Annotated in this window: 17 protein-coding genes; 11 read left to right on the top strand and 6 right to left on the bottom strand. The window is 35.2% G+C overall.

Annotated features, from left to right (window positions below; translation table 11 throughout):
- Positions 1–9: 9 nt before the first annotated feature.
- Entirely contained in the window at positions 10–1,422 is a 1,413-nt protein-coding gene (locus tag NLJ00_RS17530; protein WP_256634767.1) for an SDR family oxidoreductase, read from the top strand.
- 196 nt (positions 1,423–1,618) lie between these two features.
- A complete protein-coding gene (locus NLJ00_RS17535; RefSeq protein WP_256634768.1) occupies positions 1,619–2,119 on the top strand; it encodes a response regulator in 501 nt (166 codons plus the stop codon).
- Positions 2,120–2,528: 409 nt separating this feature from the next.
- Here the strand turns inward: NLJ00_RS17535 and NLJ00_RS17540 are convergent, their stop codons facing one another.
- Complete coding sequence (locus NLJ00_RS17540; protein ID WP_035644047.1) at positions 2,529–2,879, bottom strand: winged helix-turn-helix transcriptional regulator; 351 nt, start codon at positions 2,877–2,879, stop codon at positions 2,529–2,531.
- A 71-nt stretch (positions 2,880–2,950) separates the two neighbouring features.
- On the opposite strand from NLJ00_RS17540, the gene NLJ00_RS17545 reads away from it, so the two are divergent.
- Positions 2,951–3,883 carry an NmrA family NAD(P)-binding protein gene (locus tag NLJ00_RS17545; RefSeq protein WP_256634769.1) on the top strand — a complete coding sequence of 311 codons (933 nt, stop codon included), beginning with the start codon at positions 2,951–2,953 and terminating at the stop codon, positions 3,881–3,883.
- Between the two features lie 275 nt (positions 3,884–4,158).
- On the opposite strand, the gene NLJ00_RS17550 is transcribed toward NLJ00_RS17545, so the two are convergent.
- The 5 genes from NLJ00_RS17550 to NLJ00_RS17570 form a co-directional block, all read right to left on the bottom strand.
- Positions 4,159–4,974 (bottom strand): T9SS type A sorting domain-containing protein, encoded by an 816-nt coding sequence (locus NLJ00_RS17550; protein ID WP_256634770.1) that lies wholly within the window; start codon positions 4,972–4,974, stop codon positions 4,159–4,161.
- Between the two features lie 640 nt (positions 4,975–5,614).
- A complete protein-coding gene (locus tag NLJ00_RS17555) occupies positions 5,615–6,019 on the bottom strand; it encodes a response regulator (protein ID WP_256634771.1) in 405 nt (134 codons plus the stop codon).
- Positions 6,004–8,241, bottom strand: coding sequence for a PAS domain-containing sensor histidine kinase (locus NLJ00_RS17560; protein ID WP_256634772.1), 2,238 nt, complete (start codon positions 8,239–8,241; stop codon positions 6,004–6,006). Before NLJ00_RS17560 ends, NLJ00_RS17555 begins: the two co-directional genes overlap by 16 nt.
- 31 nt (positions 8,242–8,272) lie before the next feature.
- Entirely contained in the window at positions 8,273–9,034 is a 762-nt protein-coding gene (locus NLJ00_RS17565) for a LytR/AlgR family response regulator transcription factor (protein ID WP_256634773.1), read from the bottom strand.
- Positions 9,035–9,781: 747 nt separating this feature from the next.
- Positions 9,782–9,904, bottom strand: coding sequence for a hypothetical protein (locus tag NLJ00_RS17570; protein WP_256634774.1), 123 nt, complete (start codon positions 9,902–9,904; stop codon positions 9,782–9,784).
- Between the two features lie 637 nt (positions 9,905–10,541).
- On the opposite strand from NLJ00_RS17570, the gene NLJ00_RS17575 reads away from it, so the two are divergent.
- From NLJ00_RS17575 to NLJ00_RS17610, 8 genes are all read left to right on the top strand, one after another.
- The gene (locus NLJ00_RS17575; RefSeq protein ID WP_256634775.1) at positions 10,542–13,280 is read left to right on the top strand and encodes a substrate-binding domain-containing protein; all 2,739 of its coding nucleotides are present in this window, start codon (positions 10,542–10,544) and stop codon (positions 13,278–13,280) included.
- 230 nt (positions 13,281–13,510) lie between these two features.
- Positions 13,511–14,869, top strand: coding sequence for a sugar porter family MFS transporter (locus NLJ00_RS17580; RefSeq protein ID WP_053471260.1), 1,359 nt, complete (start codon positions 13,511–13,513; stop codon positions 14,867–14,869).
- The gene (locus tag NLJ00_RS17585) at positions 14,832–16,448 is read left to right on the top strand and encodes a glycoside hydrolase family 32 protein (protein ID WP_256634776.1); all 1,617 of its coding nucleotides are present in this window, start codon (positions 14,832–14,834) and stop codon (positions 16,446–16,448) included. Before NLJ00_RS17580 ends, NLJ00_RS17585 begins: the two co-directional genes overlap by 38 nt.
- Positions 16,449–16,615: 167 nt before the next feature.
- Positions 16,616–19,717, top strand: a complete 3,102-nt coding sequence (locus tag NLJ00_RS17590; protein ID WP_256634777.1) for a SusC/RagA family TonB-linked outer membrane protein — start codon at positions 16,616–16,618, stop codon at positions 19,715–19,717.
- Positions 19,718–19,731: 14 nt separating this feature from the next.
- Positions 19,732–21,423 (top strand): RagB/SusD family nutrient uptake outer membrane protein, encoded by a 1,692-nt coding sequence (locus NLJ00_RS17595; protein WP_256634778.1) that lies wholly within the window; start codon positions 19,732–19,734, stop codon positions 21,421–21,423.
- 18 nt (positions 21,424–21,441) lie between these two features.
- Positions 21,442–22,839, top strand: coding sequence for a DUF4960 domain-containing protein (locus NLJ00_RS17600; RefSeq protein WP_256634779.1), 1,398 nt, complete (start codon positions 21,442–21,444; stop codon positions 22,837–22,839).
- A 21-nt stretch (positions 22,840–22,860) separates the two neighbouring features.
- Positions 22,861–24,417 (top strand): glycoside hydrolase family 32 protein, encoded by a 1,557-nt coding sequence (locus NLJ00_RS17605; RefSeq protein WP_256634780.1) that lies wholly within the window; start codon positions 22,861–22,863, stop codon positions 24,415–24,417.
- A gap of 23 nt (positions 24,418–24,440) precedes the next feature.
- The gene (locus tag NLJ00_RS17610; RefSeq protein ID WP_256634781.1) at positions 24,441–25,346 is read left to right on the top strand and encodes a carbohydrate kinase family protein; all 906 of its coding nucleotides are present in this window, start codon (positions 24,441–24,443) and stop codon (positions 25,344–25,346) included.
- Positions 25,347–25,535: the final 189 nt, after the last annotated feature.

Below are 25,535 nucleotides of genomic sequence, written 5' to 3' on the forward strand. Positions count from 1 at the left end.
AGCTCAGAGATGAAAATTCTATTAACAGGTGCTACAGGTTATATCGGCAAGAGGCTGCTGCCCTTGCTCCTGGATCAGGGAAATGAGGTGGTCTGCTGCGTCCGGGATAAAAACAGGTTTTATTTTCCTGAACAGTTTAAAAATAAAATACAGGTCATTGAAGCTGATTTTCTGGATCCGGAAAGTCTTAAAAATATCCCTGATGATATAGATGCAGCTTATTACCTGATCCATTCCATGTCCGGCGCTTCCAATTATGATGAATTGGAAAGCATTTCGGCACATTATTTCATTGAAAAAATAAACCAGACAAATGCAAAACAGATTATTTACCTCAGCGGAATTGTAAATGATAAATCACTATCCAAACATTTATCATCAAGAAAGGCGGTGGAAGATATTTTAAAGACCGCAGCAGTGCCTTTAACTGTACTTCGAGCGGGAATAATAGTAGGATCAGGAAGCGCCTCTTTTGAAATAATACGTGATCTGGTGGATAAACTGCCCGTTATGGTTACCCCTAAATGGCTCAATACAAAATGCCAGCCGATTGCCATCAGCGATGTTTTGGAATTTTTAATCCGCTCGCTGTTAAACCCGGCAGTTTATAATGAAAGTTTTGATATCGGGGGACCTGATATTTTGACCTACAAGGAAATGCTGCTGGAGTTTGCCAGAGTAAAAAAACTCCAAAGATACATTTACACCGTACCGGTGATGACCCCGAAATTATCGTCTTACTGGCTGTATTTTGTGACGTCAACTTCTTTTAAGCTGGCCTCGGCGCTGGTTAGCAGCATGAAAGTGGAAGTCATCTGCGGAGATAACAGAATTAATAATTTACTGGGAGTTACACCGATCTCTTACCGGCAGGCTTTAGAAAGGGCTTTGAAAAAGATCAGTGATGATGATATTATTTCGAGCTGGAAAGATTCACAAGTAAGCGGGCAATTTAGAGGAAATGTTTCTCAATATTTAAAGGTTCCAAAAAGAGGCTGTTATATTGACAGAAGAAAAAGAACAATTATAAACAGGGAATATACCATCGCACGGATCTGGTCCATAGGTGGGGACACAGGATGGTATTATGCCGATTGGCTTTGGGATCTGCGCGGGTTCATCGATAAGATTTTTGGCGGTGTAGGCACAAGGAGGGGAAGGACACATAAAAAGGAAATACATGCAGGGGATGCGCTGGATTTCTGGAGGGTTGTATACGCGGATAAGAAGCAGGGCAAACTGGTTTTATATGCCGAGATGAAACTTCCCGGCGAAGCCTGGCTGGAATTTAAAATAATCAACAATACCTTATATCAGGCGGCCACTTTTAAGCCCCGCGGGCTTATGGGAAGACTATACTGGTATGCCGTGCTGCCGTTTCATGGATTTATATTTAACGGCATGCTTAAAAAACTAATTTAAGGGATTGTCGGATAACATGGGCTTAGCCTGTGGACTATTTTACAGCAGGGGGTATATTGTACCGGCATAATGCTGTTTTCAATATTCCGCAGTTTAAAAGGGTTTGTAAAATGAGATCCTTTGACCATTAATTTTGTACGGCATAATTTCATTTGGGCATTTTTAGTACATTTGGAAATTATAAAACCGCTTCAATATGATAAGTGCTGAGAATCCGGATGCTGAAAGCCCAAAAGAAAAAGAGCCGATAAAAATTCTGCTGGCCGAGGATGATACCGAAGACCAGGAATTATTCATCGATGCCCTGGATGAAGGGCAGATTGCTTCTGAGGTAACGACCGTTGAAAATGGGCAGGAGCTCCTCGATACGCTCAGGGATGAATCTCAGAGCGATCCCGATATTATTTTTATAGATGTCAATATGCCCGTTAAAGGGGGCAAAAAGGCGCTGGAAGAAATAAAGAAAGACGATGCTCTTAGTGGCATTCCCACCGTTATGCTCTCCACCTGGGATCATCCTGCCGATATTGAAGATGCCTTTGCTAAAGGGGCAGACCTTTATGTGCAGAAACCAAATTCTTTTAACGCTTTTGTGCTGCTGCTGAAAAAAGTCTTTCTTCTGCACTGGGCAAAAGCCTTATTGGGTCCGGTGAGAAATTTATTTTTTGTTTCGGAAAAGAATGTCGGAAAGGGGTAAAGGATTGCTTTTTAGTCTGCGTGTTTGACCTTGCGCGCTCATATAATTGATTTGGCTAATTTAGTTTCAGGCTGCGCAGGGAACTTTATAAAACTTCGGGCTGTCAAAAACCCGGTCTATAGTATCCAGGGTCAATTTTATATGATATTATTTTTTGGAGCTCTTTCCACTATACGTTCCACCCGAGCGCAGCGAACTGGCGAAGCAATCTTTTGCACCGAACACCAGCACAAAAGGATTTTCACTGCTATCGGGGCTAATAGGGAAAGGGCGTATCTATTTTTTCGGAAATGATTTTAATACAAAACTTTGACTGTAAATAATATGCTGATGTAAGACCTTATACTTATAATTTCTAAAAGAGCATATAGCAGCATTATCTCTAACAACAAAGCAGTCCTATTATTTATTAAACTTCCCTGATCTTGTCACGGTGGTTTTTACCCCACTCAATCATTTCGGAGATCATATTGTGCAGCGTATCGCAATACACAGAAGCTGTATACTCAACGGTCGGAGGTGAGTCATCATAGACCCTGCGCAAAATGAGCTTGTTTAGTTCCAGTTCTTTAAGTTCCTTTGACAGTACTTTGCTTGTGATGCCGTTCACACTCCTCTGTATGTCACGGAATCGGCTGTTACCCTGGTGCACAGCTGTCAATATGGGGAGTTTCCATTTCCCGCTTATCACGTATAGGGCATCCTGCAAATGCTTGATCTGCTGTGCATTTTCTGAATTATCTTTTTGTATATCTGGCATCCTTTAGGTAACTGGTATCTTTTGTAAACCAATTACGGCGTAAATTTACAAAAAAATTAAATTATAAAAATATGAAAGATAAATCATTAATACTGGTAGCTGGCGCGGCAGGTACTCAGGGAGGAGCAGTGATTGAAGCATTATTAGCTAAAAATATAGCGGTGAGGGCTATTGTACGAAATAAAAATAGTGAAGCTGCAAAAGCACTCGCTGCAAGGAATGTTGAATTAGCTGAAGCGACGTTCGATGATTTAGAAAGTCTGACTGAAGCCGCTAAAGGTGCAACAGGCGTATTCTCGATGCAGATGGGATCCCATCCTGGGAATAAGGGAGAGGAAACTAGACATGCAAAAAATCTGGTTGCTGCAGCAAAAGCCGCTGGGATTCAGCAGATAGTTCACACCTCTGTTGCCCGCGCGGGAGATCATCAAAACTTTGCGGACTGGGATAAAGGCAGATGGGAGCCGCTTTACTGGGAAGAGAAAGCTGCAGCTATAAACGCTGTTAAAGATGCCGGATTTACTTTTTGGACGATCATAAAACCACCGTTTATCATGGTGAATCTGCTTCCTCCTAAAAATGAATGGATGTTTCCTACTATTTCGGAGGGTAAAATAATGAGTCCAACTGCGCCAGATACAAAAATAGACTGGGTGTCTCCTGAAGATATTGGTCGTTTTGCAGCTGAGGCATTTGCAGAGCCTGACAAATTCAACAAGAAAGAATTCGCTATAGTGGGAGATTCACTTACAATGGGAGAGGTTGCAGATGCGCTTTCAAGCGTTACCAGTAAGCAATTTGAGGCCATTAGTATAACAGATAAGCAAGCCGTCGAAAGCGGATTGTTTAAATGGGGAACCGAAGCTTTTATCTGGCAGAATGTGGAAGGGTATAAAGTTGACCCTCAAGAAGCAGCAGGTTTAGGAATTGAGCCTGAATCGCTAAAAACTTACTTGGAGAGGAATAAATCCCTTCTCCAGAGAGTATACAATAATCCAAAATAAATCCAATTATTAGGTGTAAAATGTAGGTATAAAAGTTTTTTTGCATAGATTTTATTGCCCTGTGATTTGACAATTTTTAACTCATTTAGTTAAATTAAAAAATAATATTTTATTTTTTCAATGTATTGCAGTTTTATAACAGCACAGAAATATTTCTAAAAAGTATAAGTATGTGAGGGCAATTTCAATAAATCGTAAAATTTCAGTTAACTGATATTTAGCTTTCAAAAAACAGGCTCCTAACGGATTATTGTTATACTGAATTTTTAATTACCCTAATTAGAAATAATGATTTTCTGAGTGATATTTGCACCATCGGCCGCTTTGAATATTGCGATGTATATCCCGGCACTTAACCCTGAAGTTGAAAAGCTAAAGTTTTGTTGGGTGCCTAAATTATCTTCTGAAATAACAGTCCTTCCAAGAATATCATAAAGCCCAAATGATTTCATAATTTCATTATTTGGATTTGTGGCATTTAAAACCTGGTTTTTATTGTCCTGACTAATAAAAAAAATGCCTCTGACTGCATTATTTGTTGCCAACGTTGTATCATTAGTAAAGCTTATTTTAAATCGTTCTGTATCTTTTCCGGGTGCAACTACAACTTGATATGGGGTGTTTCTAATATCATGATAAGACCCATCAAGTGCATCGTATATATAAATTGGCTGTCTATCATCAAAACCGTCATTTTCAGAAATGTAAAATTTAAATTTTGTACTTACAGCTGCTTTTACAGAGAGTGGAATTTTTTTGAATAAATTGAAACTGAGTCCCTGAATTACGTAATCTCCGTCTTCAATCCAGAAAGAAATGTCCTGAGGATAATCTCCATCCATATTTTTTACATCGAAATTACTATCGACGCCGTCTGTTGCTTCATAAGCAAAAACTAATTTAAGCTCTCTTGTAAACTCATCGTTTATTATAGTATTGAGCTTAAAATAAGGAATTAGGGGAGGCGGGGGAGGCGGTCCATCATAATTGTCACCATTACCATTATAGATAGGTGTATTGGCACTAATATGTATTTGTGAAAAACATTGAAAAGAAAGCAAAACAGAGATTAATAGTAAAGTTTTTTTCATATTCTTTTGGTTTAAATTATAATACTATGGCGCGTTTTAAATTTAAAGTCTATTTCTTTTTAAAATGATAACTATCAAATCCGATACCTCCTGTAAATAGTAAAAAAAGCATCGAGTCAATAGGAGCTTTAACTGATTCATCGGGTAAACCTGGGGAAGGTAGATTTGTTGAATGAGGTATTATTGGAATAAGAAAAATGAAATAGAAAGTTAGTTTTTTTCATTATTTTGATAACAGTTTATTACGCAAAAAAAAAAATTGACATTTTACAAAGCATTGATTTTAAAAGCTTATATACAAATTAACTAGAATGCCTTTTAATGTAAAAGGGAGAAGTAATAACTGACAGCTATACGGTATAACCGTTTAATGAAGGAAAACTATAATGTTGAAAATTATAAAAGGAGCAACAAAAACCAGCATACCTGATTTTTAAAATTCTGCTAATTTGTTATGCTGAATTTCTGATTTAAATTTTAAGAATCAATATATCAATCCGTTATGGAAGTGGGGCACACTTAAAAACAACAGTTGTAGTAATTATTAAAATCACTGAGATAGTGCCAGCTTAGTGGTGAAGTATAAAATACTGATTTGGTTTGATTGAATTATTGGAAGTAATATTTAAAGTAATTATTCCTAAATAATTCGGTCAAGAAATTCTTTGGTAAGCGGTTTAACATGAAAAGAAACCACATTCTTATTATTGCTTGATCGTGCGATATCTTCATTATCTATTGTTGAGGATACAATATAGGTTTTGCAATAATTTTTTAAAGTAGTTGATAATGTCTCATACGCTTCCATAAATTCAAATCCGGACATTAAAGGCATGTAGATGTCTACAAAAATGATTTGAGGTAATTTCGAAATATTATCCTGATTCTCCTGCAAATATTTCATTGCTTCTTGTGCCTCCGTATAATGCAGCACATTTTTTCCAAAATTATTCTTAGTGATCATACGCGAGATAATATATAAATCTACGAGATTATCATCAATAATCATTACTGTTTCAAATTTTGAGTCTAGTTGTTTTGACATGGTTTCAAATTTTTTAGTGTGATATTAAATTTGGTTCCAGTCCCTTTTTCTGACTGTACCTCTATAGAGCCCTGCACTATTTCTACGGCATCTTTTACGATATATAAACCAATACCAGAGCCATCTTTGCCCGAAAGACGAAAAAACATTTCAAATATTTTTTTATGATACGCGGCATCAATTCCTATCCCGTTATCTTCTATTGAAAAATGGAGATTTTCATGATCTGAATATCCCAATATTTTTACAAATCTGTCAGCATTCTCTTTTTTATGGTATTTTATGGCATTGGAAATTAGATTTTTTAGAATGGTTGTAAATCGCAGCCTGTCTGTATAAAAAGGTTTTTGTTCTTGTATTTCAATTTCAAAACGAATTCCTTTTGCTTCTTTCATTCTTTGAAGCGAATCTACTATGTCAAGTATCATTTCTTTCAGCGAAATTTGTTCCACTTCAAGCCCTGTACGGTTATTTCGTGAATAACTTAAAATGTTTTTTATAAAGTCATCCAGACGATTGATACTGATCCGTATCAGTTCGGCATGTTTAAGCGTATCAATTTCCTTGCTTTCTGTTTCAATAAAAGAGATCAGACCAAGAATTGAAGTTAGGGGGGAACGCAGATCGTGTGATACACTGTATACAAATCGATCCAGTTCCGAATTGGTTTTGATGAGTTCCCGATTTCTTTTTTCCAGATTTGTTTCTGCTTTTTTACGATCAGAGATGTCATTAGAGAGAATCAATCTTGCTGCAGTTCCTTCATATACAATATTATGGGCAATAATTTCAACCGGAACAATAGTTCCATCTTTTTTTATATGATTCCATATTCCCCTGTTATAATTTGATTGATTAATATTTGAAGTATCACTCGATTTTATGAAATGGATTTTATCATCATTTGGACGTATGTCCAAAGCAGTCATAGAAAGGAATTCTTCACGGCTGTATCCGTATTGCAGAATTGCCATTTTATTTACATCCAGAAATTTAAAAGACACTAAATCGATAATCCACATTGGCATGGGATTGTTGTCAAAAAGATACCGGTATTTTTTTTCACTTTTTCTCAGTTCTTTTTGTGCCAATTTCATTTCTGTAATATCAGAAAGTACAATAACGGCTCCTGTTATCTCGCCATCAGTATTGTGAAACGGAACTGGATAGGGCAATACATTGCGTTTATCTCCATTAGGGCGTTCTATAATTATTTCCTTATTGTCCGTACAATTCCATGAATTATACCATACATCTTTTCCTAGTTCAGGCTCTTTGCCCCATAACGCAGCTGCAGCTTTATTATAAAGCACTATTCGTCCTTCAGCATCGCAAGAGTAGGTGGCAACTGGCAATTTATGGATTAGATCTTTATACATTTTTTCGCTTTCTTCAATTTTTTTTCGCGATAGAACCTGCTCTGTTACATCATTGCCAAAAATAAATATTCCGTCAATAGTATTATTAGCATCCCTTCGAGCCTGAAAAATAAAATTTAAGTAAACATCTTTTAGTTTTCCGTTGCTATAACGATCAAATGTTATGAGCATTTCATTAGCTGAAAAGCTTTCACCTGTTTGATATACATTATCTAGAATTTCAAAAATTCCCTGCGTTTCAAGTTCGGGTAAAACATCTTTGACGGCCTTCCCAATAATATCCTTCTTATCAATTAATTGCAGATAAAGTTCATTTGCCAATTCATAAACATGGTCGCGACCAGTTAAAATTCCCATATAGGAAGGTGCCTGCGAATATATATTAAAGAATTGCAGCCTTTCTATTTCAATTGCTTTTTCTATATTTTTTTTCTCCGTAATATCTCTGCCTATGCAATAGGATAATTTTTTAACATCATCCCGTACAGCAGACCATTGCAAATAAATAATGCTTGTATTTTTGTGTATGAACTTTTTTTCAAACATAGGTAAGTGTGTCTCGCTTCTAAAATCAATATTTTCATTTATAGGAATATTAGCATCCTCATGAAATATAAAATCACGGCATTTTTTACCAATTAATTCTTCAGGCGTATAGCCTAAAATACGTTCTGAAGCTTTATTTACCCATACAAATCTTCCCTCTTCATCACAAGAGCAAATTAGGTCCATGGAAAAATCTAAAATTTTAGCAAGTTCATGTAACGGTTCTTCAAAATAATAAGCAGTATTATTATTTTTCTTTTTTGCCGCATCGTTTTCTGGAATATTATGGGTATTCATTTGCTAGTAATTATATTTAGCTTATATTATTTTAATCTTTAAGTTTTATAAATTTATTAAAATCATCTTGTCGTCTTTTGGCAACTGGTAAAACTGATCCATTCGAAAGTTCGCAGAAATACCCATCTTTTTTTGAAATTTTAACAATATGACGTAGATTGATAATATAGGAATGATGTATTCTAAAAAAATAATTGTCATCTAAAATTGCACTGTATTCACCCAGATTTCTGCTTGACATTATACTGGTTCCGTTGGGTAGAATAAAAACGGTATACTTTCCATCTGCCTTACAAAAAATAATTTCTGACATTGGTATGAGTTCTATTTTTTCTAATGATGCAACGGCAACGTAGTCATTTTTTTGATTAACAGTGTTTGAAATATTTAAATTGTTAATTTTTTGATGCTGATAAGAGCGTTCCATTTCCCTTCTTTTAATTACTTTATAAATAGCCATTATTATGGAATTAAAATCAATTGGTTTCAGTAAAAAATCAACAGCATCATGTTTAAAGGCCTTGACAGCATAATCTTTGTTTGCTGATATAAACACAATTTTTGGAATGCTAAATTCCAATTGTTCAAGCATTTCAAAAAACAGATCATCCTTAAGATGAATATCTAAGAGGATAAGGTCTGGTTTTCTTTCTTTTATTAAGATCATTCCGTCTTTTATACCATCAGCGTTACCAATTATTTCCATAATCATAGCATTTTCTTCTTCAAATTTTTTTAAGATTTGAAAAGTCTCTTTTTCTTCAGATATGATTAGGGCATTAATAGGAGTCATAGTTTTTTTTACTTTTATTTATCAATTCAAAAATTTAGTTCTGAAAATCAGATATTAATGCGTTGATTATTAATTGTTTATTGATATATAGAATATCATATTTTGAAAGATAAATTACAGGAACATTTAGTAATACTTTTATAATTTAGTTGTTAGATTTATCGAAAAGTAATAAATGAACCAATAAGAGTATAAGTGTTTTAAATTGGCGGTTATTTGTGGATCGTTGCTATTTTTAAACTATAATACAGTTAACAAAAACGCCAAAATCTAATGGAACTATTGTGATTCTCAATCCTTCAATAGCGAGGATCCCTGGCTCTTCTAATGAATTGAAGATGATAATTGAGATGTTTTTGTGTTGCCAATTTTGCGTTACTAATGATATGACTGAAAAGACGGACCCTTTATTTTTCTGACATTATTTAATCTCCGTTCTAGTTTAATTACTCTGTTTTATTTTTTATGAAATAGAAATGTTTAAAATAAAGCTGATGCTTTTTTTGGAGTTCTATTTCTTTTGCAAAATAAGATACAGTTAGTGAGATAGTTATAGGATAAAATACTTCATTTATAGGACTATTGTCTCTTTAACAAAAATTTTTAGGTGGTGAAAAAAATAGTGCTAATTGTGATCAACTGGCCATTTGGCTGTGTTGGCCGCGAGTTAATGTAAATATTATAGTTTCTGAAAATATTCTAAAGAAAACTATGGTCAACCGGTTTTTTTCTAAAAGCAACAACATTTTATCTATTAGCATGTTTAATTCTCTTTTGATTAATTGTAGATGAAATGATGTAACAGCTTGTATAGGTTTTTAAATCTTCGGGCAGTGAATTGTATTTATCTAATCCCCAACTTTTGTACATGATCCTTATTTTTTAGTATTTTATGAATGGTTTGAATCCAGTCAAGTTGACTTTAGTGGATTTACAAGCTGATCATATTTATAAATTAAAGTGGGTTAAATTTTAGAAATAAGACTATTAAAACATATGTATATTTAAATTTATTAAGATGTAATAGCTTTTTACAAAATTCTTGAAAATAAAATTTGGTACTATGTAAAGAGAACGGGTTAGTTTTTTGTAAAATTATATAATAATTTGAAGGTTATTCAAATCAAAATTTGGTCGGATATTAGACTTTTTAAACCGCTTTAATCTAATTAGAAGATAATTATTTATGCATTTTATTGCAATGCAGGATTGGAACCTTACGCACGGAACCCTCGTATTTCCTGCGTTTGTTGTCTTTTTAACCTCTTTTACCACGATTTTACATTGAACTTTACTGAAATGTTGGCAAAGAAAATTTGTTGATTATAATAATGAGAAAATTATGAGGTGTCATTGTTAAAACTTAAAAGTTTAATTTTATCTTTACAATCATATACGCACTTCTTACTTGTCATAACAAAATAATCCTTCCTAATTATTTTGGCAAGTTACTAGTTTAAGAAGGTATTTTCGAAACTCACTTTCATTTACATAAACTTATAATTTCATGTTTCACACTGTAAAATATATTTTGCTGCTTTTTTTGGCATCATCAACTTTAATTTCCTGCAAACAAAAACTGGACGATAAAATAAAAGTTGGATTTTCTCAGGCTATGACTACAGATGATTGGCGTAAACAAATGAACAGCTCAATGAAGATTGAAGCTTCCTTACGACCAGAAGTAGATTTAACTATAAAAGATGCCAATAACAATATCGAGAAACAGATAGAAGATATTGAAGGGTTTATATCTAAGAAAGTTGATGTTATTATTGTCTCTCCAATTCAATCTAAACCTTTGACTGCAGTTGTAGAAAAATCAATAAAGGCAGGAATTCCTGTTCTTGTTGTAGATCGAAAAATCGAGGGAGAAAGCTATACTGCCTACCTTGGAGCTGATAATATTGAAATTGGAAGAATTGCTGCCCGATATATTATTTCGCATAGTAAAGGGTCAGGTAAAATTATAGAAATTACAGGAGCAAACGGTTCTTCACCAGCATACGAGCGAAGTCTTGGTTTTGAACAGATTATCAATGACAATAAACATTTCAGAGTCGATAATATTATTCATGGCAATTGGGAAGGAGAATCTGTTAGGGAGCCTTTAAAAACTATCCTTTTGCAAAACCCTGACATCGAATATATTTTTGCCCATAATGATCGTATGGCTTTAAGCGCCTGGGAAACTGCTAAAAATGTTGGATTAGAAAAGAAAATCAAATTTATTGGTGTTGATGGACTAAATTCAGTAAATGGGGGGATAGAATTGGTGAAGAGCGGAGTTTTAGACGGTACAATTCTATATCCGACAGGAGGAAATGAAGCGTTGAAATTGGCCTTAAAAATGTACAATAAAGAAGCAATTGCCAAAAATAATATTCTCAATACAATTGTAATAGACAAGAATAATGCTGAAATTATCGAAAATCAAATGGACAAAGTCGATCAGCAGCAAACAGTTATTGAGTCGCAGCAGGGAGCGATAAAAGTTCAGGAAAGAGAATATGCTTCACAGAACAATCTGGTTCGATTGCTAAGTTTTTTCTTAGTGATTATTTTGAGTTTGACGATTTACAGTATTTATTCTACGATTTCTATTTCAAGAAAGAAAAAACAGCTTGAAAGAATTAATCAAACTGTAATTGATCAGAATAATGAAATTCAGGAAATGGCTAAAATAGCGCAGAGAAGCAACGAAGCAAAATTGAATTTCTTTACAGGACTTTCACATGAATTCAAAACTCCAATAACCTTAATTATGAGTTATGTAGAGTCTTTGATTGAAAACGAAAAAATTAAAGGCACTGCTCTTATCGATGAAGTAAAACTAATCCATAAAAACTCAAATCGACTGCTCAGATTAATAAATCAATTGCTGGATTTTAGAAAAATTGAAGAACAAAAATTTACTTTAAGAGCTTCAAATACTAAAATCTCTGATTTTACCAACGAAGTGATGATTAATTTTAAAGGTGAAGCTGCCCGTAGAAATATCGATTTTCAACTTATATGTAAAAACAAAAATCTAGAGTTATTTATTGATAGGGAGCTCATGGATAAGGTGTATTTTAATTTGCTTTCAAACGCTTTTAAATTTACTCCAGACAATGGAAAAATTAGTATTTCGATTAACGAAAATCACGATAACACAGTTAAAATTAGTTTTAAAGATTCTGGAATTGGGATACCGGAAAATGAATTGTCTAACGTTTTTAATCCTTTTTTCAGGGCTTCAAATAATAATAAAAACAGCTCCGGAATTGGTTTGCATTTGTCTAAAGAGTTTGTGCTTTTGCATCATGGAACTATCGAGCTAAAATCAAAGCAAGGCAGCGAATTTGTGATTACGTTATTAAAAGGAAACAGTCATTTGCAGCCTGGTGAAATTATTCAGAAAGTCGAAGGCCTAACCAGTATTCCGAATTTAATTACCGATAATTTAAACATAGAACCTGATTTAAAAGAATCAAATACGAGTTCAGATGCTGAAAAACATTCGCTTTTAATCATAGAAGACAATGTAGATTTAGTTAATTTTTTAAAAGCTAAACTTTCGAATGAATATGTAGTTTACAATTCTGACGGAAGCGATGCAATTGAAAAAGCGTTGGAAATTATTCCGGACATTATTATCTGCGATATTAATTTGATAGACAAAGATGGTTACCAAATCAGCAAAGAACTAAAGAAAGATCTTCGTTCGTCACATATTCCAATTATAATTCTAACGGCGCAAAGTAATAAAGAATCTGTTTTAAAAGGCTTGCAGAGTGGAGTAGACCAGTATTTGACAAAACCTTTTAGTCTTTCAATTCTAAAACAATCCTTATCGAGTTTGCTTTTCAACAGAGAAAAACTACGTTATTATTACACCAATAATATTTACAGAGTTGAACCTGAATCTAAGTTTGGAAATCAGGAACAGTCATTTATTACCAAAATGAATGATATAATTAAAAAGAATGTCGAGAACCCAAAGTTTTCTGTTGAGGATTTGGCAGATAAATTGGGCGTTTCGAGAGTTCAGTTATATAGAAAAGTGAAAGCAATTATCGGAATTAATATTAGCGATCACATTAATAATGTCAAATTAGAGAAAGCCGCAGAGCTTTTGAAGTCAAATGAAATGAATATTTCTGAAATTGCCTACTCGTTAGGTTTCTCTTCTCCAAACTATTTTTCTACAGCTTTTAAGAATAAATTTGGAATTTCTCCTAAAGAATACAAAACGTCAAGCTAATTTGTCTTTGAAATTGTTTCTTTTAAAGTATCAATTTTGAAGGTTATGTAACAAAATCGAAACTACAAGGTTTTCGTAAAAGTTTTTTAATTTGCGTAAAACCTTGTAAATAAAGACTTTGAGTTTAAAATGCTAAACTATCAATATTTATAGAAATAAATTGTAACATCATTAAAAATAAGTTGTTTTTTTTGCAGATATCTTAGCAACAAGTTTTTAATACATGTACAATGAATAAGATATTGATTTGGTCTGTTACTGCTGCACTGGCAGGTTTTCTTTTCGGTTTTGATACCGTAGTTATTTCTGGAGCTGATAAACAATTACAGCTTCTGTGGCACTCGTCAGATGCCTTTCATGGTTCAGTTGTTATGGCAATGGCATTATGGGGAACTGTAGTCGGTGCTATTTTTGGAGGGATTCCAACGAATAAAATAGGACGTAAAAAAACGCTGTTCTGGATTGGTATTTTATACTTTGCTTCTGCAATTGGTGCCGCTTTTGCAAATGATCCGTTTGTTTTTGCTGCCTTCAGATTTGTTGGTGGTTTAGGAGTTGGTGCTTCAACTATTGCTGCTCCGGCTTATGTATCAGAAATTGCTCCGGCAGACAAAAGAGGAAGATTGGTAGCTTTGTATCAATTCAATATTGTATTAGGTATTTTGATTGCTTTTATCTCTAATTACTTTTTAAAAGATATTGGCGAAAATGCATGGAGATGGATGATTGGAGTTCAGGCAATTCCTTCTCTAATCTATATTCTGTTTATTTTGACAATTCCGGAAAGTCCAAGATGGCTTTTGTCGAAAAATCGTGACGAAGAAGCTCGTAAAGTTTTATATACAATTGATCCGTATGCAAATATTTCTGATTTAATCGACGATTCGCGTGAAAACGGTGTTACTAAACACGAGAATATTTTCATGAAGAAATATCGTTTCCCATTGATTTTGGCTTTTTTAATTGCCTTTTTTAATCAGTTTTCGGGAATCAATGCATTTCTTTATTATGCGCCAAGAATTTTTGAAGAAGCCGGATTAGGGCAAAATACCGCGTTGTTAAGCAGTATCGGAATTGGAGTTACAAATCTTATTTTCACCTTAATTGGTGTGGCATTAATTGACAAATTAGGAAGAAAGTTGTTAATGTACATTGGTTCTGTTGGATATATTATTTCACTCGGATTAGTATCGGCTTCTTTTTATTACAATTGGGGAGGTTTATCGGTTCCTATTTTCCTTTTCCTTTTTATTGCTTCACATGCAATTGGTCAGGGTGCGGTCATTTGGGTCTTTATTTCAGAAATTTTTCCGAATCACATTCGTGCATCCGGACAGGCATTTGGAAGTTCAGTACATTGGGTTCTAGCGGCAATTATTCCGTCTTTAATTCCAATGTTATTTTCAGAAATCGGACCCGAAGTTGTATTCCTTATTTTTACATTGATGATGGTGTTGCAACTGTTGTTCGTAATTTTTCTGATGCCGGAAACAAAAGGAATCTCTTTAGAAGCTTTAAGCGAAACACTAACTAAAAAAAATAACCACAAAAATGAAATCAAAGAAACATCTGCCGTTAGCTCTTTATAGTGCTGCCTTACTGTCGATAGTAGGATTGAAACCATCTTCTGCAACTGCACAAACTGCTGCCGTAACTGTATCGAACACAGCGGAAGAACAAATGTATCGACCACATTTTCATTTTACGCCAAAAAAAGGCTGGATGAACGATCCTAACGGAATGTTCTTCGCCAATGGGTATTATCATTTGTTTTACCAGCATTATCCTGATGGAAATACATGGGGACCAATGCATTGGGGACATGCCATTTCTAAAGATTTAATTAAATGGGAAGAACAGCCAATCGCGCTTTACCCAGATAAGGACAAATATATATTTTCAGGAAGTGCTGTTGTCGACACACACAATACATCTGGTTTAGGAACTGGAAAAACCGCACCAATTGTTGCCATTTATACTTTGCATGACATGACGAAGGAGAAAGCAGGCAAAATTGATGTCGAACAGCAGGATATTGCTTTTTCTAATGATAACGGTTTTACATGGCAGAAATTTGAGGAAGGAAATCCTGTCGTGAAAAACCCTGGAATTAGAGATTTTAGAGATCCAAAAGTATCTTGGGATGAAACGCACAAACAATGGATTATGGCTTTGGCAGCTCAGGATCGAATTCATTTTTACAAATCATCGAATCTGAAAGACTGGGAATTTGCATCTGAATTTGGAAAAAATATTGGTGCTCATGGTGGTGTTTGGGAATGTCCTGATTTCTTCGAAATAAAAGTAGAAGGAACAAAAGAAACAAAATGGATTTTAATTGTAAACCTTAATCCGGGCGGGCCAAACGGAGGTTCCGGAGTTCAATATTTTGTTGGGGATTTTGACGGAAAAACATTTACAATAGACACTACTTTTGCTGAAAGGGTAAATAACGAAAAAGCAGTCTGGGCAGATTATGGAAAAGATAATTATGCAGGAGTGACCTGGAATAATATTCCAACTTCAGACGGAAGACGCTTATTTATCGGATGGATGTCAAACTGGGAATATGCACAACAGGTTCCAACAACGACATGGAGAAGCAGTACCACAATTCCGCGCGAATTGAAATTGGTTAAAAAAGAAAACCATTATAATTTGGTTAGCACGCCGGTAAAAGAAATCAATAATTATGTTTCTAAAACCATTAAAACAAAAAGTAAAACCGGAAAAGGAACTTTAAATTTAATTGAAAGCGGAAAAGTAGATTTAACTCAGACAGTTGTTAGTTTAGATTTAAAAAACTTAAAGCAGGAAGATTACACTTTTACACTTTCTAATGCAAATGGAGAATCTTTAAGTTTTGGTTTAAACAATAAAGAAAATTATTTGTTTGTTGATCGTTCAAAAGCGGGTAAAGTTGATTTTTCAGATAAGTTTGCGTCACCAGTAAGCAAAGCATTTTTAGAAGGAAGCCAAAAAAGTGCCGCTTTTAAAATTATTCTGGATAAAACGTCAATCGAAATATTCTACAATAATGGCGAAAAAGTAATGACGGAAATCTTTTTCCTAAACAAACCATTTTCAGCCCTTACTATTTCTTCAAAGCAGAAAATAGAAATAAAAAATGGGATTATTCAAGTATTGGGCATCAATAAAAAGCAATAAGAAAATCGAATAGAATTTTTCTAATTCAATCCAAAAACAAATCGTACAACCGTAAGAAGGATAATCTCTTTCAGGCTAGTTACATCTATTTGCAAAATAAAAAACTGCCAGGGAATGGCAGTAAAACATAACTAACTATTAAAATAACCTTAATCAAACCAAAATTTATGAGAAATAAGATTTTATATTTTCTATTTTTCTTTTTTCCAATGCTCATGATGGCACAGGAAAACGGAATAAAAGGAACGGTAATTTCGTCTGATGACGGAATGCCGCTTCCTGGAGCGACAGTAATTATTTCAGGAACAAATACCAGTTCGGTCACCGATTTTGATGGGAATTTTTCCTTCCCAAATGTTGCTCCAGATGCTGTACTTGTAGTTTCCTTTATAGGATATGCCTCGCAATCGATTTCTGTTAAAGGGCAAAAAACAATCAATATAACACTAAAAGTCGACAACAATCAATTGAATGAAGTTGTTGTAACAGGATATTCAAAACAAAAGAAAACGGATATTACGGGAGCGGTTGCCGTTGTAAACATGAAGGAAGTCATGAAACAGCCAGAGCCAAACCCGATCAAAGCTTTACAAGGAAGAATTGCCGGAGTAAAAGTATCGTCTGATGGTTCGCCAAGTGGAGGAAATACAAAAGTGGTGATTCGTGGCGTGGGGACGCTGAACAATACAGATCCGCTTTATGTAATTGACGGAATGCCGACAAAATCCGGAATGCATGAATTAAACCCTAATGATATTGAAACCATTCAGGTTTTGAAAGATGCTTCTTCGGCAAGTATTTACGGTTCCCGAGCTTCAAACGGTGTCATTATCATTACAACCAAAAAAGGAAAAGAAGGTAAAATGAGAATCAATTTCAGTACCTATGCTTCCTTTTCTGATTATTCAAGAAAGCTAGATGTACTAAATGCAAACCAATTTGGGCAGGCGCTTTGGCAGGCCAATATCAACGACGGATTAAATCCGAATAATAACAATTTGCGTTATCAATTTGACTGGTTGGTTAATAACAACAAACCGCAATTGAACAAAGTTTTGGTTCCGGAATATCTTGATGCGCAACAAACCATTAAAGCTTCAAATACAGATTGGTATGATGCAATTTCTCAAACTGGAGTTGCCAATTCTTATGATTTGTCTGTATCGAATGCTTCTGATAAAGGAAATTATGTTTTCTCGTTAGGTTATTATGGAAATGAAGGTGTTGTAAAAACAACAGATTTCGAAAGAATTTCTGCGAGAATGAACAGTTCTTATAAATATTTTGATGGCAAATTAGTTATCGGAGAAAACTTCAGTTTAAACCGTACGAACGAAGTAACAGATCCGGGCGTTTTAGATCCTGCTCTTAGAGCTTTACCAATTATTCCGGTGCACACAGTTGACGGAATTGGTTGGGGAGGACCGGTTGGAGGTATGAACGACAGACAAAATCCGGTTCGTCTTTTAGAATATAATAAAGACAACAAATACGATTATTTGCGCCTTTTTGGTAACGCTTACGCGGATTTGGAAATCATTAAAAACCTGCACATCAAAACCAGTTTCGGAATGGATTATGGTTTTTATAAAAAACGCACGTTACAAAGAAGCTACAAATCGGGTTATCTGCAAAATGATCAGACTTCTGTAACTATCGATCAGTCAATAAGTGATAAATGGACTTGGACTAATACTGCGATTTATAGTTTAAACTTTGGAAAAAGCAATCTGAATTTGATGGCGGGAACGGAGATGTACAAGGACACTTACGATACAAATACATTACGTAAAAATGACTTTTTGATTGAAACGCCGGATTATATGTATCCGGATGCAGGAACGGGAGAATCTTTTACAAGCGGAACTTCCACAGTATATTCTTTGCTTTCTTATTTCGGAAAAGCAGATTACGAGTTTGATAATCGTTATTTGGTTTCGGCTACAATTCGTCGTGATGGTTCTTCTCGTTTTGGAAAAAACAATCAATTCGGGACATTTCCGGCAGTTTCTGCAGGATGGAGAATCAGCAATGAAAATTTCATTAAAAACAACGCCCCTGTTTTTTCTGACTTAAAATTAAGAGCAGGCTGGGGACAAACCGGTAATCAGGAAATAAGTAATACAGCAGTTTATTCGCTTTATTTGGCAAGTTACGCAGGCGGAAGCCCAACTTGGGCAACTTCTTTTGGAACAGCTTACGATATTGCAGGAAACGGGAACGGATTGCTTCCTTCTGGTTTTATTGCAACGCAATCCGGAAATGATGATTTGAAATGGGAAACTACTACACAAACCAATATTGGTTTGGACTTTGGTTTATTCAAACAAAAATTGAGCGGATCTATAGATTATTATATCAAGAAAACAGATGATATTTTGGTATTGCCACCTTATTTAGGGGTTATTGGCGAAGGAGGAAACCGTTGGGTAAACGGTGCTTCTATGGAAAACAAAGGTTGGGAGTTTTCTTTAGGCTATCATGATGAAACTTCATTTGGATTGAAATATGATATTTCCGGAAACATTTCGGCAAACAAAAATAAGATTACACAATTACCGGATGAAGTAAAAAACAACTACGGAGGCGACGGATTGGATGATAATATTTTAGGACGTCCAATTAATTCGATGTACGGTTATGTTACTGACGGATTGTTTACAAGTCAGGATAAAGTGGACAACTCGGCAATTCAGGAAGGAAAAGGCCTTGGAAGAATTCGTTACAAAGACTTAAATGGCGATGGAACAATTACAGATAAAGACCGCACGTGGATCGGAAATCCAAATCCGGGATTGTTGTACGGAATCAATTTAAACTTGTCTTATAAAAACTTTGATTTTACTACTTTTTGGGAAGGTGCAACTGACGTTGATGTGATTAACAACACAAAATATCAGACTGATTTTTGGAGTGTTGATGACGTAGGATCAAATAAAGGAACTCGTTTATTGAATGCCTGGTCTTTGGATAATCCAAATTCAACTATTCCGGCACTGACAACAGTTGACAGAAATGCGGAATCTAGATTTTCAACATATTATGTAGAAAACGGAAGTTATCTTAAACTTAGAGTTTTACAGTTTGGCTACAGTCTGCCAAAAGATTTATTGAAAAAACTAAGCATGGAAAGTTTCAGGTTTTATATCAGCGGTCAAAATTTATTGATTCTTGATGCGAAAAGCTTCACAGGAGTTGATCCTGAAAATGCAGGTTTTGGATATCCACAGCCAACAACTTTTACGGCAGGTCTTAATTTTACTTTATAATAAAAGATTTAAAAATGAAAAAAATATTATATATAGCAGGATTTGCAGTGATGGGTTTCTTCGCTTCCTGTTCCGATTTTTTAGAAAATGATCCGCGTGGTGTGTTGTCTGAAGAAGATATTGTAACACCGCAGTCGGTTGAAGGATTTATGAATGCGGCTTATGCACAGTTAGGCAATGATCATTACGATTCTCCTTACAGTTTATGGCCGTTTGGTAATGTTCGTTCAGATGATGCTTATAAAGGCGGAAGCGGTACAAATGATATCCAAGATTTTCACTTTTTTGAAGTTTCAAATAATATCCGTCCAGATTTTGGAGAGTTGGACAGTTTCTGGTACATCAGTTATGTGGGTGTTTCAAGAGCCAATAAAGCGTTGAAAGCTTTGGAACAAATCTCAGAAGCCGATTATCCATTGAAGAAAACAAGAATGGCAGAAATGCATTTTTTAAGAGGACATTTCTATTTTATGCTGAAAATCATGTTCAGAAATGTGCCTTATATTACCGAAGATGTTCCGGTTGAAGATTATAAAACGATTTCAAACAAAGCACTTTCAAACGAAGAACTTTGGAATAAAATTGCTGAAGATTTTCAGGCTGCAGCCGATAATTTGCCAGATACACAGCCACAAGTGGGGCGTGCAACTAAAAAAGCAGCTTATGCTTATTTGGCAAAAACAAGATTGTACCAAGCGTACACACAGGATGAAACATTCAAAGTTACAGGAATAAACCAGCAGCATCTGCAGGAAGTAATCGTGGCAACAGATAACGTAATTGGAAAAGCAAGTTTGGAGCCTGATTTTGCAAACAACTTCCTGCCGGGAACTTACGAAAACGGACCGGAATCTATTTTCTCAATCCAATTTTCTGATAATGACGGAACGCTTTACGGAAGATTGAATTTCTCAGATGTTCTTTCAACGCCACAAGGTTTAGGCTGTTGCGATTTTCATAAACCAAGTCAAAACTTGGTGAATGCTTTTAAAACAGGAGCAAATGGTTTGCCTGAGTTTGACACGTACAACAACGAAGATTTTGATTATAAAAATATAGATGCCAATACAGTTGATCCTAGATTGTATCATACCGTTGCAATGCCAGGTCTGCCTTACAAATATGATCCAGAATTTCTATATGTTGAAGCTTGGGTAAGATCTCCGGGAACCTATGGCTATTTTGCTTCTTTAAAGGAAAATGTTGCCCCAAATTGCAGCTGTGTTGTAAATATTGATCCGTTTTACGGAAATTCTAAAAACAGAATTCAGATTCGTTATGCTGATGTGATTTTGATGCGTGCCGAAGCTTTGATTGAATTAGGAAGACAATCTGAAGCTTTACCGTTAATTAATGAAATCAGAGAAAGAGCAGCGCAAAGTACGGGAAGACTGCCTTATGTGAGTAACTTCAAAATCAATACGTATGTGGATGGAAGCAATTGTAACTGGACACAAGATTTTGCCCGTAAAGCGTTGCGTTGGGAACGTCGTTTAGAACTGGCGATGGAAGGAAGCCGATTCTTTGACCTTGTTCGTTGGGGAATTACAGATCAGGTGATGAATGATTTTTACGCAAAAGAAAAAACAAAACGTACGTATTATCAGGATGCTTTTTTTGATGCACACAAAGAAGAATATTGCCCAATTCCGTTGAAGCAAATTAATTTCAGCCAGGGATTGTACAAACAGAATCCAGGTTATTAATCTTTAAAAATCAGCAATATGAAAAAAGCTTTAAATAAATATTGGACCAAAGTGTCTATAGTATTGGCAATGATTTTTATGATTACTGCCTGCGAAAATAGTTTTGAAACTGGCGGATTTGATGTGAGTTCGCCTTCAAATGTACTTTCATTCAAATTAAATGGAGTTTCAGGAAACATTGATCAGACAACAGGAAAAATTACTGTTGTAATGCCTTACGGATCTGACATAACAGCTATAAAACCGGAAGTTGTTTTTGTCGATGGCGCAACATCAAATCCGGAATTAAATTCGACGATGAATTTTACAAATCCAGTAAAATTCAGAGTGGTTAATGGTAATTTATACAAAGATTATACGGTAACTACAACTGTTTTAAGTCCAATTAAGAGTTTTAAGATAAATGGTGTTGCAGCTACTGTAAACGATATTAGCAAAACCATTAATATGACGCTTCCAGAAAATACTGATTTGACAGCGCTAAAACCAGTAATTGAAACAACTGCTGGTGTTACGATTTCACCTGCTTCAGGAGCAACAGTTGATTTTACAAATGCAGTTACTTTTATAATAACATCAAACGGAAAAAGCGTTAATTATACAGCAAATGTTGGAGTTCCGGTAACAGGATTAACTGTGGCGTTTTTAGGAACTGCCGCTACAAGATCAGGAATTACAAACATGGATGAAGTTACAGCTTCGAACTGGTTGTTTGATAATTTCCCTGGTACGAAATACATTTCTTTCGAAAGTATACAAAACGGTGCCGATTTAAGTGATATTGATGTGATTTGGTGGCATTTTGATTCAGCTACAAATTTACCTTCTGTGGCTTATAATCCTGCGGTTACAAACGCATTGAAAAATTTCAGAACAAATGGCGGAAACTTGCTTTTGACTTCTTTTGCTTCGCAATATGTCGATGCTTTAGGAATTGTTCCGTCAGGAAAAGGACCGAATAATGTTTTTGGTGATTTTCCTCCAAATGGATTTGTAGACGGTAATTCATGGGGAATGTCATTCGTTGGTCATGAAGGTCATCCAATATTTCAGGGTTTAACCACTTTTGAAGCTGGAAAAGCCAATTTATTACAAAGCGGAACTTTCAGATTAAACCATACAGCGTGGTGGTTTTTACCGGAATGGGGAGGCTACAATAATGGAGAAGGTTGGAGAAACCAAACAGGAGGAACCAATCTGGCAAGTGAAGCCTGGGATAATGAACTGAACGGAAGAGTAACAATTGCAGAATTCCCGAACACGAGTACAAATAAAAATGTAATTGTTATTTCTATGGGAGCTTATGATTGGTACAATGAAACCAATAGCAGCGGAGTGCCAAGTCAGGCAAACGAGTTTATTACAAACATTAAACTGCTGACACAAAACAGTATCAATTATCTAGCGGCAAAATAATCCACCTTGAATTTAACTAAAATGAAATATAGAAATATAATCACAATCGCTTCGATTTTCTTTTCGCTGGTTTCGTGCAGTCAGGATGAAACGTATATTGGAGGTTCGATTTCAGGAGGAAATTCTGAAATAACTAGTGTTTTTCCTGTTCCGCCCGCGCAATGGATGGGCGCAAACGACCCATATTACAGTGCGGGTTATACCGGAGATATTATGCCTTTTTTCGATAACGGAAAATTCCATATTTACTTTCTACATGATGCACAGAATAAACCTGCAGGAAAAGGGTTTCATGATATTCATGAATATCAAAGTACAGATTTGGCGCATTTTACTTATGAAGGTCAAACCATTCCATATGGTACAACGCTTGAACCTGATTTTGCTATTGGTACAGGATCAGTTGTCAAAGTGGGCAATCTTTATTATTTCTATTACACAGGGCACAATGAAACTCCGGCTTTTGTACAATCGAATGCAAGAGAAAGTGTGTTATGTGCAACCAGCAGTGATTTGAAAAACTGGACAAAAGTTCCTTCTTTTAAAATTACAGCTCCGGCGGGCTACTACAATTATGATTTCAGAGATCCGCATGTGTTTTATAATGATGAATTGAAAAAATATTCCATGTTAGTAAGTACACAGACAGAACCTGGAAGAAAAGCCGTTTTGCTGCATTTTACAAGCGCAGATCCTGCATCAGGAAAATGGAATGTAGAAGCTCCTATTTATACGACAACTCCTGAAGATAATTATCTGATGATGGAATGTGCGGATATTTTCAAAATGGGAAGCAATTGGTATTTAATTTTTTCTGAGAATTGGAGTGGCAATAAAGGAACGCATTACAGAATTTCATCATCAATAACTGGTCCATGGACAAAACCGGAAAATGACAGAATTGATGGAGAATACTTTTACGCAGGAAAAACGGCTTCTGACGGAAATAAAAGATATGTTTTTGGATGGAATGCCAGAAAAACGCCTGAGAATGATTTAGGAAATAAAGATTGGGCGGGGAATATGGTCATTCATGAATTAACTCAGAATTCAGATGGAACTTTAGGAACTCAATCACCGAAATCGGTTAAGGATTTATTTTCGAAAAAGAATGCTACTGCAGAAGTAGATGAGATTACTTCTAATGCAACAGCTAACAATGGAACTTATTCTTTGTCCGGAGAAACAGAAAAAGCAATGGTTACTTTTAAAAGCGTTGGAAAGAAAGTCAAAATAAAAGCCGAAGTTACTTTAGCGAAAGCTAGTGGAACAACAGGATTTGTTTTTAATACCAATGATACAGGAAGTTACTATAAAGTGGTTTTGGATATTGCTAATAGTAAAATAAGCGGTTATAATTCGGCTTCGCAGGAAGTAACCCGTTTACCATTTGCATTTCAGACGAATGTAAAATATGATGTTGAAATAATTACTGAAGGAAGTGTTGTCGTAGTTTACATAAACGGAAAAGCAGCGCTCACAAATCGCGTTTACGGAAGAGACAAAAATAAATGGGGTTTAATTGCTGAAGGACAAACGAGCACAATCTCGAATCTTCAGATAACCCAGCCTGAATAAGAACAATAATAAAATATTTTAGAATGAATAACGGAAAAAACCTTAAGGCGGTGGCATACGGAGAGGTACTTTGGGATGTTTTTGCCAATGAAAAAAAGATTGGCGGAGCACCATTGAATGTAGCCTTGCGAATGAAAACGCTGGGTTGCGAAGTAGCTATGATAAGCTGTGTAGGCAATGATGAAGACGGGAGAGCAATAAAAGAGCAAGTGAAACAACTGGGACTTGAAACGGATACAATTGTAGTTTCTGAAGATTTTCCAACTGGTTTGGTCAACGTAACCTTAAATGAGCGCGGATCGGCAAGTTATGAAATCAGTTACCCGTCTGCATGGGATAAAATTGAATTGAATGATTTGGCGAGGAATTCAGTTGCTAATGCGGATGTTTTAATTTATGGCAGTTTAGTTTGCCGTGATGACGTTTCAAGGCTGTCACTGGAAGAAATGCTGCAAAAAAAAGTCTACAAGGTTTTTGATGTGAATTTAAGAAAACCACATTATTCGTATGAAATGCTGGATCGCCTCATGCAGTCAGCGGATTTTATAAAGTTTAATGATGAGGAATTATTAGAAATTACTGCAGCTATGGCTTCGCCCTTTACAAGTCTGGAAGACAATATGAATTTTATAGCTGAACGAAGTAAAGTAACGGGAATGTGTGTAACGAGAGGCAAACACGGAGCCTTGCTAATGTGGGAAGGCCGACTTTATGAAAATGAGGGATATCCTGTTGAAGTTGCTGACACCGTAGGTGCCGGAGATTCATTTCTCGCGGCTTTGATAGCTTCATTGTTAAGTGGAAAAGAACCTCAGTATTCAATTGATTTTGCCTGTGCAGTAGGTGCATTAGTAGCTGAATCTCCTGGCGCTAATCCCGAAATTTCACTTTCCAGAATTGAAAAGATGATGTTAAAAATGAAAATTTAACTTTTATGAAATTTAAATGAAATATGAGTTAGTTAAACCAAAATTCTTGCAGTTAGTGTTGTTAACAATAATAAGTTTAATATCGCTTATGAGGGGTCTTATGTTTTTTTAAAATCCGAATTTTATTAAATACTGTAAGTTTTTCGAATTTTGTTTAAGTTTTAATTACTTAATTTAAGTATTTGTTTT

The organism is Flavobacterium panici (assembly GCF_024499525.1).
In the GTDB taxonomy this organism is placed as follows: Bacteria; Bacteroidota; Bacteroidia; order Flavobacteriales; family Flavobacteriaceae; genus Flavobacterium; species Flavobacterium panici.